We start from the raw sequence: 14,980 nt of genomic DNA on the forward strand, positions 1-14,980 counted from the left end.
GGTCGACTTCAGCTCCAGGATCTCGCCCTTCGCCTCGACCGTGATCTTCTTGCCGAGGTCGCCCTGCGCGACGGCCGTCGAGACAGCGGCGATGTTCCGCACCTGATAGGTGAGGTTGTCCGCCATGAAGTTGACGTTGTCGGTGAGGTCTTTCCACACTCCGCTGACGCCGCGTACCTGCGCCCGGCCGCCGAGGTTGCCCTCGGTGCCGACCTCGCGGGCGACCCTGGTCACCTCGTCGGCGAAGGCGGAGAGCTGGTCGACCATGGTGTTGATGGTCGACTTCAGCTCCAGGATCTCGCCCTGCGCGTCGACGGTGATCTTCTGGCTCAGGTCGCCGTTGGCGACGGCCGTGGTCACCTGTGCGATGTTGCGCACCTGGGAGGTGAGATTCGACGCCATGAAGTTGACGTTGTCGGTGAGGTCCTTCCACACCCCGCTGACGCCGCGCACCTGCGCCTGACCGCCCAGCTGCCCCTTCGTACCCACCTCGCGGGCGACCCTGGTCACCTCGTCGGCGAAGGCGGAGAGCTGGTCGACCATCGTGTTGACGGTCAGCTTCAGCTCCAGCAGCTCACCGGTCGCCTCCACGGTGACCGTGCGGGTCAGGTCGCCCTGCGCCACCGCCGTCGTCACCGCCGCGATGTCCCGCACCTGCGCGGTCAGCCGGGACGCCATCGTGTTGACCGCCTCGGTCACGTCCCGCCAGCTGCCCGACAGGCCCCTGACCTGCGCCCGGCCGCCGAGCCGCCCCTCCGTGCCGACCTCCCGTGCCACCCGCGTCACCTCGCCGGTGAACCGCGACAACTGGTCGACCATCGTGTTCACGGCCCGGCCCAGATGGCGCAGGTCGCCCCGCAGCTGCCGGGTTCCGTCGTGCAGATCGACCCGCTGCGTCAGGTCGCCGCCGGCCACCGCGTCCAGCACGCGCGTGGCGTTCGCCGCCGGTGCGACCAGGGCGTCCAGGAGCTGGTTGACGTCGCTGACACGCGACATCCAGCAGCCCTGTCCCGGACTGGCCGACAGCCGCTCGTCCAGCCGGCCGTGCCGCATCAGCTCCCGTCCGACCCGCTGCACCTCCTCGTTGAAGTGCAGGTTCCGGTCCATGATCTGGTTGTAGACGGCGGTCAGCTCCGCGACAATGCCATGGCCGGCGTCCGGGATCTTGGTGACGTTGCCGTCGCGCGTGGCGATCATCGCGGCGAGCAGGGGGCGGAGTTCGGATACGCAGAGCCGGTCGTCCCCCGGACCGTCAGGGCGCACAGATGTAGCACGGTTCTCACTCATGGCGGCCCACTTCGGTAACTCGACGCTTATGGGCGGGGCCAGTCTGTCACTCTGTCGGCATCGACTGCGGCGTATTCGTACGAACTGCCCGGGGAGCTGTCCATGGGGGCCATTCCGACGCAACGGGAGACCGTCTCCCGTGCCACAGGTGCGCCCGTGTACCTGTCGGAGACGACCGCGCAGGCGCACGCGAGCCTGCCCGGGGGTTCCCTCGCGCCGGGCGCCGCCCGCGCGCTGGTCCGTGTCGCGCTCGCCGACTGGACGGAACTCGGCCTGCCCGGCACGGAGTACCTGACCGACCGGCACGCCGACGACGCGCTGCTGGTCATCAGCGAACTCGTCACCAACGCGGTCGTGCACGCCGGTACGGACGTCGGGGTGCACTTCCGGCTGGAGCCGTCGGGCACGCTGGTCGTCGAGATCTCCGACCACCATCCGGCGCGCGCCCCGCGCGGCAGTGACGCGGAGTCGTCGACGGAGACGCCGGAGTACGGCCGCGGGCTGCGGCTGGTCGCCGCGCTCTCCGACGCGTGGGGCATCACGTACCGCACCGGCACCAAGACCGTCTGGGCGAGCCTCCCGGCGGACGGCGACGCGATCGCCGTCGCCGAGCAGATCGAGGCGTACGCGGAGGAGCGCGCGCTGGAGCGGGGGCTACGGGCGGCGGAGATCCTGGCGCCGGGACCGACGTCGCTGCCGGGGGCGGTTGTGACACCGGGGGTGAGCGATACGCCGGGGGCGCCTGGTACGCCGGGGGCGCCTGGTACGGCGGAGGCGGTTGCGCGATCAGGGACGTCTGGTTCGACGGGGGCCCCGGAGAATCCAGAGGTCCCGGAGGTCCCGGAGGTCCCAGAGATCCCTGGGGCCCCTGGTGTCCCAGCAACCTCGGGTTCTCCGACCGCTGCGGAGTCACCGGAGCCGCCGGAGTCACCGGAGCCGCCGGGTGCTCCGCAGTCCCGGGGACCTGCGGTCGTCGTGCCGGGCGCCCCGGGAACGCGAGCCCCGCAAGCGGATACCCAGGGAGCCCCGGAGCCCCGGGGAATCCCGGCAACGGAAGCCCCGCAGACCTCGCAGCCCCCGGAGCCCCCGCAGACCCCAGAGACCCCGGAAACCCCGGTGACCACCGCACCCCCCGCCGCACCGGGGCAGGTGCCGCCAGTCGGGGCGGCGACCCGGGAGCCGCACGGCGTGGCGGACCCGGAACGGTCGCGGGCCCAGCGCGGCGGCGGCCCGCAGTGGCAGCACGAGGACGCCCCGAAGGAGGGCACCGCCCGCTCCGCCCGCGACCACCAATGGCTCGGCCGCGGGGCGCTCTCCTTCCTAGCCGAGGCGTCCGACCTGCTCGCCGGCCAGCTCGACGAGGACAAGATCGCCTCCCTCGCCGGACAGCTCGTCGTGCCCCGGCTCGCCGACTGGTGCGCGGTCTGGCTGGAGGACGAGTCCCTGGGCCGCGCCGACTGGGGCGACGGCATCACCTCCGTCGGCTCCCGCCTCGCCCGCGTCTGGCACGGCAGCGAGACCCGTATCGAGGAACTGCGCCGGGCTCTGGAGAAGGACCCGCCGCGCCCGCCGGACCAGTGGCACTCCGGGCCGGTCGAACACCCCTGGCCGGGCGACGCGCTCGGCCCCCGCGCCGCCTGGGGCGCGGCCCTCGCCTACCCGCTCGTCGCGGGCGGCCGCCCCCTCGGCACCCTGGTCATCGGCCGGGCCGCCACCGAACGCTTCCCCGACGAGATCACCGGCCTCGTCGAGGACCTCGGCCGCCGGGTCGCGCTCGCCATCGGCACCGCCCGCCAGTACGCCCGCCAGGCCACCATCAGCGCCGTCCTCCAGCGCGGCCTGCTGCCCGGTGCTGTCGCCGACATCCCCGGGATGCGCAGCGCCCTCGTCTACGAACCCCGCGACAAGGGCGGCCCGAGCGGCGACTTCTACGACCTCTTCCCGGCCGGCGACGGCCGCTGGTGCTTCGCCGTCGGCGACGTCCAGGGCAAGGGCCCCGAGGCCGCCGTCGTCATCGGGCTGGCCCGGCCCTGGATCCGGCTGCTCGCCCGCGAGGGCTACGGCGTCGCCGACGTCCTGGACCGCCTCAACCAGCTCCTCCTCGACGACGCCACCGAGGCCGCGGACGCCGCCGCGAAGGCGCTGGTCGTCTCCGGGGGACAGCCGGTTGCCCCGGGCGACGGCCCGCAGACGAGGTTCCTGTCGCTGCTCTACGGGGAGCTGGCGCCCTTCGACGGGGGCGTCCGCTGCACCCTCGCCTCCGCCGGACACCCGCTGCCGCTGCTGCTCGACCCCGACGGCGGGGTCCGCGCGGTCGCCGGCTCCCAGACCCTTCTCGGCGTCATCGAGGACGAGACGTATCTCAGCGAGAGCTTCGACCTGCCGGCCGGCCACAGCCTGCTGTGCGTCACGGACGGCGTCACCGAGCGGCGCGACGGCTCCCGTCTGTTCGATGACGACGACGGCCTCGCCACCGCGCTCGCCGGCTGCGCGGGCCTGGACGCCCAGCTGATCGCCGAGCGCATCAGACGGCTGGTCCACGAGTTCGGCCCCCGTCCCCCGGAGGACGACCTGGCCCTGCTGGTCCTCCAGGCCGAGTAGGCCCAGTAGGTCGAGTAAGCCCAGTAGGCCGAGTAGGCCGAGCAGCGGCCTCGCCGTCAGGCAGGACGGGCCGTACGGGCCGTACGGGCCGGACGGGCAACGCCCGCGGTGCGGGACAATGGAGCCCATGCCCTCCGCACTCCCCGACGGCGAGCCCGTCCCCGCCGACGGCGCCCTGCCCGCCTCCGCGCTCGCCGGGGCCGCGCACCGCCCCCTCGGCTTCTACCTGCACGTCCCGTACTGCGCGACCCGCTGCGGCTACTGCGACTTCAACACCTACACCGCCACCGAGCTGCGCGGCTCCGGCGGTGTCCTCGCCTCCCGCGACAACTACGCCGAGACCCTCGTCGACGAGGTCCGCCTCGCCCGCAAGGTCCTCGGTGACGACCCCCGCGAGGTCCGCACGGTCTTCGTCGGCGGCGGTACGCCCACGCTGCTGGCCGCCGACGACCTCGTACGGATGCTGGGGGCGATCCGGGACGAGTTCGGCCTCGCCCCCGACGCCGAGGTGACGACGGAGGCCAACCCCGAGTCCGTCGACCCGGCGTACCTCGCCACGCTCCGCGCGGGCGGCTTCAACCGGATCTCCTTCGGCATGCAGAGCGCCAGACAGCACGTGCTGAAGATCCTCGACCGCACGCACACCCCGGGCCGGCCCGAGGCATGCGTCGCGGAGGCGCGCGCGGCCGGATTCGAGCACGTCAACCTCGACCTGATCTACGGCACGCCCGGCGAGTCCGACGACGACTGGCGGGCCTCCCTGGACGCCGCGCTCGGCGCCGGTCCCGACCATGTCAGCGCGTACGCCCTGATCGTCGAGGAGGGCACGCAGCTCGCCCGGCGCATCCGCCGCGGCGAGGTCCCGATGACCGACGACGACGCGCACGCCGACCGGTACCTGATCGCCGAGGAGACCCTGTCGGCGGCCGGTTTCGACTGGTACGAGGTCTCCAACTGGGCCACCTCGGAGGCGGGCCGGTGCCTCCACAACGAGCTGTACTGGCGTGGCGCCGACTGGTGGGGCGCGGGCCCCGGCGCGCACAGCCACGTGGGCGGCGTGCGCTGGTGGAACGTGAAGCACCCCGGCGCGTACGCGGCGGCGCTGGCGGCGGGGCGGTCCCCGGGTGCCGGACGCGAACTGCTCACGGACGAGGACCGCCGCGTCGAGCGGATCCTGCTGGAGCTGCGGCTGCGTGAGGGGGTCCCGCTGGGCCTCCTGCGCGAGGACGGCCTCGCGGCCGCCCGCCGCGCCCTGTCCGACGGACTCCTGCGGCCCGGCCCGTACGAGGAGGGCCGCGCGGCCCTCACCCTGCGGGGACGGCTGCTGGCGGACGCGGTGGTACGGGACCTGGTCGACTGAGGGAAGACCGGGCTAGCCGGCCGCCCCGGCGGCCGGGACGGTCACGAAGTCGATCAATTCCTCGACCCGTCCCAGCAGCTCCGGCTCCAGATCCCTGTACGACCGCACCCGGCCCAGAATGTGCTGCCAGGCCGCGCCCGTGTTCTCCGGCCAGCCCAGCGCCCGGCACACGCCCGTCTTCCAGTCCTGGCCGCGCGGCACCCGGGGCCAGGCGTCGATGCCCAGGGAGGCCGGTTTCACGGCCTCCCAGATGTCGATGTACGGGTGTCCGACGACCAGCGCGTGCTCGCTGGTCACCGACTCGGCGATCCGCCACTCCTTCGACCCCGGCACCAGGTGGTCCACCAGGACGCCGAGCCGCGCGTCCGGACCCGGTGCGAAGCCGTCCACGATCGCCGGCAGGTCGTCGACGCCCTCCAGGTACTCCACGACCACGCCCTCGATCCGCAGGTCGTCGCCCCACACCTTCTCGACCAGCTCGGCGTCGTGCCGCCCCTCGACGTAGATGCGCCCGGCGCGCGCCACCCGCGCGCGGGCACCGGGCACGGCGACCGAACCGGAGGCGGTACGGGAGGGCCGTACGGGACCAGAGGCGGGCTTGACCAGCGTCACCACGCGCCCCTCCAGCAGGAAGCCGCGCGGCTCCAGCGGGAAGACCCGGTGCTTGCCGAAGCGGTCCTCCAGCGTCACCGTGCCCGCCTCGCAGCCGATCACCGCCCCGCAGAAGCCGGTCCCGGGCTCCTCGACGACGAGTCCGGGCTCGGCGGGAACCTCGGGAACCGCGCGCGGTTTCTTCCACGGCGGGGTCAGGTCGGCGGAGTACTGGCGCATTCTGATGACGATACGAGCGGTGGGCCCGGTGTGATCAGTACGACACGCCGTAGCGGGCCGCCAGCGCGTCCCGCTGGGCCCGGACGAACGCCGCGTCCACCGCCGCGCCGTGCCCGGGGACGTACACCGCGTCCTCGCCGCCCAGTGCGAGGAGCCGGTCCAGCGCGGCCGGCCAGTGCGCGGGCAGGGCGTCGGGGCCCGCCTGCGGCTCCCCTGACTCCTCCACCAGGTCGCCGCAGAAGACGACCTCCGGGGCGCCCGGCACCAGTACCGCCAGGTCGTGCGGGGTGTGGCCCGGCCCCACGTCGGCGAGCAGCACCTGCCGGCCGCCGCCGAGGTCGAGGGTCCACTCGCCGCTCACCCGGTGGTGCACGGCGGCCGGCGCGTCGGCCGCCTCCGCCGCCCGCTCCGGGTCGAGGCCGTTGGCCACCGCGTCCGCCCGCAGCGCCTCCCGGCCGCCGGACAGGGCCGTCTCCACGCCCGCCGCGCCGAACACCTGCGCACCCGCGAACGCCGCCGCACCGAACACGTGGTCGAAGTGGGCGTGGGTCAGCGCGAGATGCGTCACACGGTGACCGGCGAGCCGCTCGGCGTCCCGGCGCAGCCGCGCGCCCTCCCCGAGCCCTGACCCGGCGTCGATCACCAGCGCCGCGCCGCCGCCGACGACGAGGCCCGCCGTGCAGTCCCACACCGGCAGCCGCCGCCGGCCCACCCCGGCGGCCAGCCGCTCCCATCCCAGCTCTTCCCAAGTCACGGTCATGGCAGCGACGCTAACGGTGCGGACCGGCCGCGGGCCGCAGGGCGGGCCCGGCCTTGCCGGGGGCGTACCCCACGGCCGTACACTGGGCCGGGGAAGTCTGGCACTCGCCTACGCAGAGTGCCAGGAAGGCGGCGAACGAGCATGATCCTGGAGGTGTGCGCGATGCTCAGTGAACGCAGGCTCCAGGTGCTGCGCGCGATCGTCCAGGACTATGTGGGCACCGAGGAGCCCGTCGGCTCCAAGGCCCTCACCGAGCGGCACAACCTCGGCGTCTCCCCGGCCACCGTGCGCAACGACATGGCGGCCCTGGAGGACGAGGGGTTCATCGCCCAGCCGCACACCAGTGCCGGGCGCATCCCCACGGACAAGGGCTACCGGCTCTTCGTCGACAAGCTCGCCGGGGTCAAGCCGATGACGGCCCCCGAGCGCCGCGCCATCCAGAACTTCCTGGAGGGTGCCGTCGACCTCGACGACGTGGTGGCCCGCACGGTGCGGCTGCTGGCGCAGCTGACCCGGCAGGTCGCCGTGGTGCAGTACCCCTCGCTGACCCGTTCGACCGTGCGCCACGTCGAGTTGCTCTCGCTGGCGCCGGCCCGGCTGATGCTGGTGCTGATCACGGACACCGGGCGGGTCGAGCAGCGCATGGTGGACTGTCCGGCGCCGTTCGGCGAGGCTTCCCTCGCCGATCTGCGGGCGCGGCTCAACAGCCGGGTCGCGGGGCGCCGGTTCACGGATGTGCCGACGCTCGTCGAGGACCTCCCCGAGGCGTTCGGCGCGGAGGATCGCGGTACGGTCTCGACGGTGCTCTCCACACTGCTGGAGACGCTGGTCGAGGAGAACGAGGAGCGGTTGATGATCGGCGGTACCGCCAATCTCACCCGCTTCGGCCATGATTTCCCCTTGGTGATCCGGCCGGTGCTGGAGGCGCTGGAGGAGCAGGTCGTGCTTCTCAAGCTCCTCGGCGAGGCGAAGGATCCGGGCGTGACCGTACGGATCGGTCATGAGAACGCCCATGAGGGACTCAACTCCACGTCCGTCGTGTCGGTGGGCTACGGTTCGGGCGGCGAGGCGGTTGCCAAGCTCGGCGTGGTCGGACCGACCCGCATGGACTACCCGGGAACGATGGGAGCGGTACGCGCAGTGGCACGGTACGTCGGACAGATCCTGGCGGAGTCGTAGGTGGCCACGGACTACTACGCCGTACTCGGCGTGCGCCGCGACGCGTCCCAGGACGAGATCAAGAAGGCGTTCCGGAGGCTCGCCCGCGAGCTGCATCCGGACGTCAACCCCGATCCGAAGACCCAGGAGCGGTTCAAGGAGATCAACGCCGCCTACGAGGTGCTGTCGGACCCGCAGAAGAAGCAGGTCTACGACCTCGGCGGCGACCCGCTGTCCCAGTCGGGCGGCGCCGGCGCCGGTGGCTTCGGCCAGGGCGGCTTCGGGAACTTCTCGGACATCATGGACGCGTTCTTCGGCACGGCGTCGCAGCGCGGGCCGCGCTCGCGCACCCGCCGGGGCCAGGACGCGATGATCCGGATCGAGGTGGAGCTGGACGAGGCCGCGTTCGGCACGACCAAGGACATCCAGGTCGACACGGCCGTCGTCTGCAACACCTGCAACGGTGAGGGCGCGGCGCCGGGCACCTCGGCGCAGACCTGCGACATGTGCCGCGGCCGCGGTGAGGTCTCCCAGGTCACCCGGTCCTTCCTGGGCCAGGTCATGACCTCGCGCCCCTGCCCGCAGTGCCAGGGCTTCGGCACGGTGGTGCCGACTCCGTGCCCCGAGTGCGCGGGCGACGGCCGTATCCGCTCCCGCCGCACGCTGACGGTGAAGATTCCGGCCGGTGTGGACAACGGCACCCGCATCCAGCTGGCGGGCGAGGGCGAGGTCGGCCCCGGCGGCGGCCCCGCCGGCGACCTGTACGTGGAGATCCACGAGCTGCCGCACTCCACGTTCCAGCGGCGCGGTGACGACCTGCACTGCACGGTCACCATCCCGATGACGGCGGCGGCGCTCGGCACGAAGGTGCCGCTGAAGACCCTCGACGGCACGGAGGAGGTCGACATCCGTCCGGGCACCCAGTCCGGCCAGTCGATCCCGCTGCACGGCCGGGGCGTCACGCACCTGCGCGGCGGCGGCCGTGGCGACCTCATCGTCCACGTCGAGGTCCAGACCCCGACGAAGCTCGACCCCGAGCAGGAGCGCCTCCTGCGCGAACTCTCCGCCCTGCGCGGCGAGGAGCGTCCGACGGGTCAGTTCCAGCCCGGACAGCAGGGGTTGTTCTCCCGGCTGAAGGACGCGTTCAACGGTCGGTGAGGCCGTGTTCGGCGGTCGGCCGCTGAGCCGTGTCCGGTGGTCGGTGAGCCGGTGGTCGTTCGGATTCGGACTTGTTCGGAGGACGTGACAACATGCCGTCATGTCCTCCGCGCTGACCGATCTCTTTCCGTATCCGATCGTGCAGGCTCCGATGGCGGGCGGCGTCTCCGTGCCGCGGCTCGCCGCCGCCGTGTGCGAGGCGGGCGGGCTCGGGTTCCTCGCCGCCGGGTACAAGACCCCGGACGGGATGTACCAGGAGATCAAGCAGCTGCGCTCCCTGACCAACCGCGCGTTCGGCGTGAACCTCTTCCTGCCGCAGCCGGAGACGGCCGACCCCGCGGCCGTCGGGGTCTACGCCCACCAGCTGGCCGGCGAGGCCGCCTGGTACGAGACGGAGCTGGGCGACCCGGACAGCGGCCGCGACGACGGCTACGAGACCAAACTCGCCGTGCTCCTCGACAACCCCGTGCCCGTGGTGTCGTTCCACTTCGGCGTGCCCAGCCGTGAGGTGGTCGACTCCCTGCACCGCGTCGGGACCTTCGTCCTGGTCACCGCCACCACCGCCGAGGAGGCGCGGGCCGTCGAGGAGTGCGGCGCCGACGCGGTGATCGCGCAGGGCGTCGAGGCCGGCGGCCACCAGGGCACCCACCGGGACCTCCCCGAGACCGACGGCTCAGGCGTCGGGCTGCTCTCCCTCCTCGCCCAGGTCCGCGAGACGGTCTCCCTCCCCGTCATCGCCGCCGGCGGTCTCATGCGCGGCGAGCAGATCGCCGCGGCCCTCGCGGCCGGTGCGAGCGCCGCACAGCTCGGCACGGCGTTCGTCGCCGCCTCCGAGTCCGGCGCGCACGCCCTGCACAAGGACGCCCTGACCAATCCCTTGTTCGTCCGCACGGAACTGACCCGCGCCTTCTCCGGGCGTCCGGCCCGCGGCCTGGTCAACCGCTTCCTGCGCGAGCACGGCCCCTATGCCCCGGCCGCCTATCCCGACGTCCACCACCTCACCGCGCCGCTGCGCAAGGCCGCCGCCGTCGCGGGCGACGCGCAGGGCCTGGCCCTGTGGGCGGGCCAGGGCCACCGGCTGTCCCGCCCGCTGCCCGCCGGCCGGCTGATGGAGCTGCTGGTCGGCGAAGTCACCGCCGCGGGCGCGGCGTTGACGCACTACACGACCGGAGGTACGGGCCGATGACGGCACCGGTGTTCGTGGCCGACTCGCTCCGCCCGGAGGACCTGCCCGGCGGCGAGTACGTCCTCGACGGGCCCGAGGGACGGCACGCCGTCTCCGTGAAGCGCCTGCGCCCCGGCGAGGACGTCGTCCTCACCGACGGCCGCGGCCGCTGGGCCGAGGGCGTCGTCAAGGCCGCCGAGGGCAAGGACCGCCTGGTCGTCGCGGGGCTGGCGCCGGTCTCCGAGGAGCCCGCGCCCGCGCCCCGGATCACCGTCGTCCAGGCCCTGCCCAAGGGCGACCGCGGCGAACTCGCCGTGGAGACGATGACCGAGGTCGGCGTCGACGTGATCGTGCCGTGGGCGGCGTCCCGCTGCGTCACCCAGTGGAAGGGCGAGAGGGGCCTGAAGGCGCTGGCCAAGTGGCGGGCGACGGCCCGCGAGGCCGGCAAGCAGTCCCGCCGGGTCCGCTTCCCCGAGGTCGCGGACGCCGCCACGGCCAAGCGGGTCGCCGCGCTGCTGGCCGACGCCGACTTCGCCGCCGTACTCCATGAGAGCGGTACGACCCCGCTGGCCACCGCCCCGCTCCCGGCCACCGGCGACATCGTCCTGGTCGTCGGCCCCGAGGGCGGCGTCTCCCCCGAGGAGCTGGCCCTGTTCGAGGCGGCGGGCGCCGCGCCGTACGTCCTCGGCCCCACCGTGCTGCGCACCTCCACCGCGGGCACCGCCGCCGCCGCCCTGCTCCTGGGCCGCACCGGCCGCTGGGGGTGAGCGCGCGCGGGGGGTGGTGAGGAGTGGCCGTATGCGCCCTTCCGCGCCGTGCGGCTCGGTGGCAGGCTGCCCGCCATGGGGGCTACGAGGCGGTCACGGCGCGGGCGGCGAGCGGTACTGGCGGTCGCCGCCGTGGGTGTCGCCGTCGGCGGCGCGGTGGCGTGCGACCCGGCCGGGATGAACTCCGCGACGGTGGCGTACACCACGGACGAGACGGTGACCAGCGAGCTGGAACGCCGGGACCTGAACGTCCAGTGGCTCACCTGCAACGCCTCCTACGACAACGGCGCGAGTCCGTCGGCGGGCGAGCAGACGGTGGCGACCGTCGACTGCCAGGGACAGACCGACGACGGCCGTGACATCACCGTCGACGGCAAGATCACCCGTGTCGTCGAGGGCTCCTGCGTGCGCGGTCAGCTCACCGCGAAGGTCGGCGACAAGGAAGCCTTCCGGGTCACCGGCCTGGGCAACTGCGACGCCACGCCCACCCCGCCGGTGAACAACCCCACGACGTACGAGCCGGGCGGGCCCACCGTCACCGTGACCGTCACCAAGACCGTGTACTGCCGCACCGAGCCCGGCTGCTGGCCCGAGGGCAAGTGATCAAAACCTCTGTCCGGGGCCGCCACCGCTGCTTAGGGTGAGGGGGTGACTCAGTCATCGGCTGCTGCCTACCTCCGGTTTCCCCACCCGCGCGGCGAGTTGACCGCCTTCACCGCCGAGGACGACGTGTGGGTCGCGCCCCTCGACGGGGGACGCGCCTGGCGGGTCAGTGCCGACAACACCCCTGTGACCCAGCCGCGCATCTCGCCCGACGGCACGACGGTCGCCTGGACCTCCACCCGGGACGGCGCCCCCGAGGTGCACGTCGCGCCCGTGGACGGCGGCCCGGCCCGGCGCCTGACCCACTGGGGCAACCACCGCACCCAGGTCCGCGGCTGGCTGCCGGACGGCCGTGTGCTCGTCATCAGCGCCTACGGCCAGGCCTCCCTGCGCCGCAGCTGGGCCCGCGCCGTCCCGCTGGACGGCGGCCCCGCCGAGATCCTGCCCTACGGCCCCGTCGGCGACGTCGCGCTCGGCCCGGCCACCGTGCTGCTCTCCGCGCCGATGGGCCGCGAGGCCGCCTGGTGGAAGCGGTACCGGGGCGGCACGGCGGGCAAGCTGTGGATCGACCGCGACGGCGAGGGCGACTTCGTCCGCGTCCACGACGACCTCGACGGCAACATCGAGTACCCGCTCTGGGTGGGGGACCGGCTCGCCTTCCTCTGTGACCACGAGGGCACCGGCGCCCTGTACTCCTCCCTCGCCGACGGCTCCGACCTGCGCCGCCACACCCCTCTCGGCGGTTTCTACGCCCGGCACGCGGCCGGCGACGGCGCCCGCGTCGTCTACTCCGCCGCCGGTGAGCTGTGGACCCTGGACGACCTGGACGGCGCCGAACCCCGCCGCCTCGACATCCGGCTCGGCGGGGCCCGCGCCGACCTCCAGACCTACCCGGTCAACACCGCGCGCTGGTTCGGCTCCGCCTCGCCCGACCACACCGGCCGGGGCAGCGCCGTGGCCGTGCGCGGCGGCGTCCACTGGGTCACCCACCGCTCCGGGCCCGCCCGCGCGCTCGCCGCGACCCCCGGCGTCCGCGCCCGGCTGCCGCGCGCCTTCCGCGCCGACGGGGAGCAGTTCGTCGTATGGGTGACGGACGCCGAGGGCGAGGACGCCCTGGAGTTCGCGCCCGCCACCGGCGCCCTGCCCGGCGCCACCCCGCGCCGCCTGGCCGCCGGGCAGCTCGGCCGGGTCCTGGGCCTCGCCATGGCCCCCGACGGCAGCCGCGCCGCCGTCGCCTCCCACGACGGACGCGTCCTGCTCGTCGAGCGGGAGACCGGCGAGGTCCGCGAGGTCGACCGCAGCGGCGACGGCGACGTCTCCGGCCTCGTCTTCTCACCCGACTCCGCCTGGCTGGCCTGGTCCCACCCCGGCCCCCGCCCCCTCTCCCAGCTGAAGCTCGCCAACACCACCGACCTCACGGTCACTGAGGCGACCCCGCTGCGCTTCCAGGACTACGCCCCCGCCTTCACCCTCGACGGCAAGCACCTGGCGTTCCTCTCCACCCGCTCCTTCGACCCGGTCTACGACGAGCACGTCTTCGACCTCGGCTTCGTCGAGGGCACCCGGCCGTACCTGATCACGCTGGCCGCGACGACCCCGTCGCCGTTCGGCCCGCAGCGCCACGGCCGCCCCTTCGACACCTCCGAGAAGGAGGAGACCCCCGACAGCGAGGGCACCCCCGCCACCCGCGTCGACCTCGAAGGGCTCGCCGACCGGATCGTGCCCTTCCCCGTCGAGGCCGCCCGCTACTCCGGGCTGCGCGCCGCCAAGGACGGCGTGCTGTGGCTGCGGCACCCGGTCACCGGCGTCCTCGGCGCCTCCCGCGCCACCCCCGAGGCCCCGGACCCGACGAGCGACCTGGAGCGCTACGACCTCGCCCAGCAGCGCGTCGAGCACCTCGCGACGGACGCCGACCGCTTCTCCGTCACCGGCGACGGCAAGCGGGTCCTGCTGTGGACCGACGGCCGGCTGAAGGTCGTACCCAGCGACCGCCGCGCCTCGAACGACGACGACAGCGACACCAACATCACCGTCGACCTCTCCCGCGTCCTGCAGACCGTCGACCCGGCGGCCGAGTGGCGGCAGATGTACGAGGAGACCGGCCGCGTCATGCGCGACCACTTCTGGCGGCCCGACATGAGCGGCGTCGACTGGGACGGCGTCCTCGACCGCTACCGCCCCGTCCTCGACCGCCTCGCCACCCACGACGACCTCGTCGACCTCCTCTGGGAGGTCCAGGGCGAGCTGGGCACCTCGCACGCCTACGTCGTCCCGCGCGGCGGCCACGGCCACGGCGCCCGGCAGGGCCTGCTCGGCGCGGACCTCTCCCGGCACGAGGACGGCACCTGGCGTGTCGACCGCGTCCTGCCCTCGGAGACCTCCGACCCCGACGCCCGCTCCCCGCTGGCCGCGCCCGGCGTCGCCGTGCGCGCCGGGGACGCGATCGTCGCCGTCGGCGGCCGGCCCGTCGACCCGGTCACCGGACCCGGCCCGCTGCTGGTCGGCACCGCCGGCAAACCGGTCGAGCTGACCGTCTCGCCGTCCGGCGGCGGCGACCCGCGGCACGCCGTGGTCGTCCCCGTCGCCGACGAGGAGCCCCTGCGCTACCACGCCTGGGTCGCCGACCGGCGGGCCCGCGTCCACGAACTGTCCGGCGGCCGGCTCGGCTACCTCCACGTCCCCGACATGCAGGCCCCCGGCTGGGCGCAGATCCACCGCGACCTCGCCGTCGAGGTGGCCCGCGAGGGCCTGGTCGTCGACGTCCGCGAGAACCGCGGCGGCCACACCTCGCAGCTGGTGGTGGAGAAGCTGGCCCGCCGCATCGTCGGCTGGGCGGTGCCGCGCGGCATGCGGCCCTACAGCTACCCGCAGGACGCCCCGCGCGGCCCGGTCGTCGCCGTCGCCAACGAGTTCTCCGGCTCCGACGGCGACATCGTCAACGCCGCGATCAAGGCCCTGAACCTGGGCCCCGTCGTCGGCACCCGCACCTGGGGCGGCGTCATCGGCATCGACTCCCGCTACCGCCTGGTCGACGGCACGCTGGTCACCCAGCCGAAGTACGCCTTCTGGCTGGAGGGTTACGGCTGGGACGTGGAGAACCACGGCGTCGACCCGGACGTCGAGGTCGTACAGCGACCGCAGGACCACGCGGCGGGCCGGGACCCCCAACTGGAGGAGGCGGTACGCATCGCCGTCGAGGCGCTGGAGACGGCTCCCGCGAAGACCCCGCCCACTCTGCCCACCTGAGCCCCCCGACCGGCGACGATACGATGCCGTGACGGACGAACCCG

At 74.0% G+C, this 14,980-nt stretch carries 11 protein-coding genes; 8 read left to right on the top strand and 3 right to left on the bottom strand.

What is annotated here, in order from left to right:
* A partial coding sequence (locus UW392_RS22375) for a HAMP domain-containing protein (RefSeq protein WP_320776858.1) occupies positions 1 to 1,197 on the bottom strand: 1,197 nt, incomplete at its 3' end.
* A 192-nt stretch (positions 1,198 to 1,389) separates the two neighbouring features.
* Here UW392_RS22375 and UW392_RS22380 point away from each other — a divergent pair.
* A complete protein-coding gene (locus UW392_RS22380; RefSeq protein WP_320776859.1) occupies positions 1,390 to 3,888 on the top strand; it encodes a SpoIIE family protein phosphatase in 2,499 nt (832 codons plus the stop codon).
* Between the two features lie 127 nt (positions 3,889 to 4,015).
* The gene (gene hemW / locus UW392_RS22385) at positions 4,016 to 5,248 is read left to right on the top strand and encodes a radical SAM family heme chaperone HemW (RefSeq protein WP_320776860.1); all 1,233 of its coding nucleotides are present in this window, start codon (positions 4,016 to 4,018) and stop codon (positions 5,246 to 5,248) included.
* 12 nt (positions 5,249 to 5,260) lie between these two features.
* On the opposite strand, the gene UW392_RS22390 is transcribed toward hemW, so the two are convergent.
* Together UW392_RS22390 and UW392_RS22395 are read right to left on the bottom strand one after the other, a co-directional pair.
* Positions 5,261 to 6,079: a DUF3097 domain-containing protein gene (locus UW392_RS22390; protein WP_320776861.1), complete on the bottom strand. Its 819-nt coding sequence runs from the start codon at positions 6,077 to 6,079 to the stop codon at positions 5,261 to 5,263.
* A gap of 34 nt (positions 6,080 to 6,113) precedes the next feature.
* Positions 6,114 to 6,839 carry an MBL fold metallo-hydrolase gene (locus UW392_RS22395; protein WP_320776862.1) on the bottom strand — a complete coding sequence of 242 codons (726 nt, stop codon included), beginning with the start codon at positions 6,837 to 6,839 and terminating at the stop codon, positions 6,114 to 6,116.
* Positions 6,840 to 7,001: 162 nt separating this feature from the next.
* Between UW392_RS22395 and hrcA the strand changes: the two genes are divergently transcribed.
* The 6 genes from hrcA (at position 7,002) to UW392_RS22425 (ending at position 14,936) form a co-directional block, all read left to right on the top strand.
* Entirely contained in the window at positions 7,002 to 8,018 is a 1,017-nt protein-coding gene (gene hrcA / locus UW392_RS22400) for a heat-inducible transcriptional repressor HrcA (RefSeq protein ID WP_320776899.1), read from the top strand.
* Entirely contained in the window at positions 8,019 to 9,155 is a 1,137-nt protein-coding gene (gene dnaJ, locus UW392_RS22405) for a molecular chaperone DnaJ (RefSeq protein ID WP_320776863.1), read from the top strand.
* A 100-nt stretch (positions 9,156 to 9,255) separates the two neighbouring features.
* Positions 9,256 to 10,341 (top strand): nitronate monooxygenase, encoded by a 1,086-nt coding sequence (locus UW392_RS22410; RefSeq protein ID WP_320776864.1) that lies wholly within the window; start codon positions 9,256 to 9,258, stop codon positions 10,339 to 10,341.
* Positions 10,338 to 11,087: a 16S rRNA (uracil(1498)-N(3))-methyltransferase gene (locus UW392_RS22415; RefSeq protein ID WP_320776865.1), complete on the top strand. Its 750-nt coding sequence runs from the start codon at positions 10,338 to 10,340 to the stop codon at positions 11,085 to 11,087. The genes UW392_RS22410 and UW392_RS22415 overlap by 4 nt, the downstream gene beginning before the upstream one ends.
* A 75-nt stretch (positions 11,088 to 11,162) precedes the next feature.
* Positions 11,163 to 11,690 (top strand): hypothetical protein, encoded by a 528-nt coding sequence (locus tag UW392_RS22420; protein WP_320776866.1) that lies wholly within the window; start codon positions 11,163 to 11,165, stop codon positions 11,688 to 11,690.
* Positions 11,691 to 11,735: 45 nt separating this feature from the next.
* Positions 11,736 to 14,936: a S41 family peptidase gene (locus UW392_RS22425; RefSeq protein WP_320776867.1), complete on the top strand. Its 3,201-nt coding sequence runs from the start codon at positions 11,736 to 11,738 to the stop codon at positions 14,934 to 14,936.
* Positions 14,937 to 14,980 lie beyond the last annotated feature (44 nt).

The sequence above is a fragment of the Streptomyces sp. CRN 30 genome, from assembly GCF_034105845.1.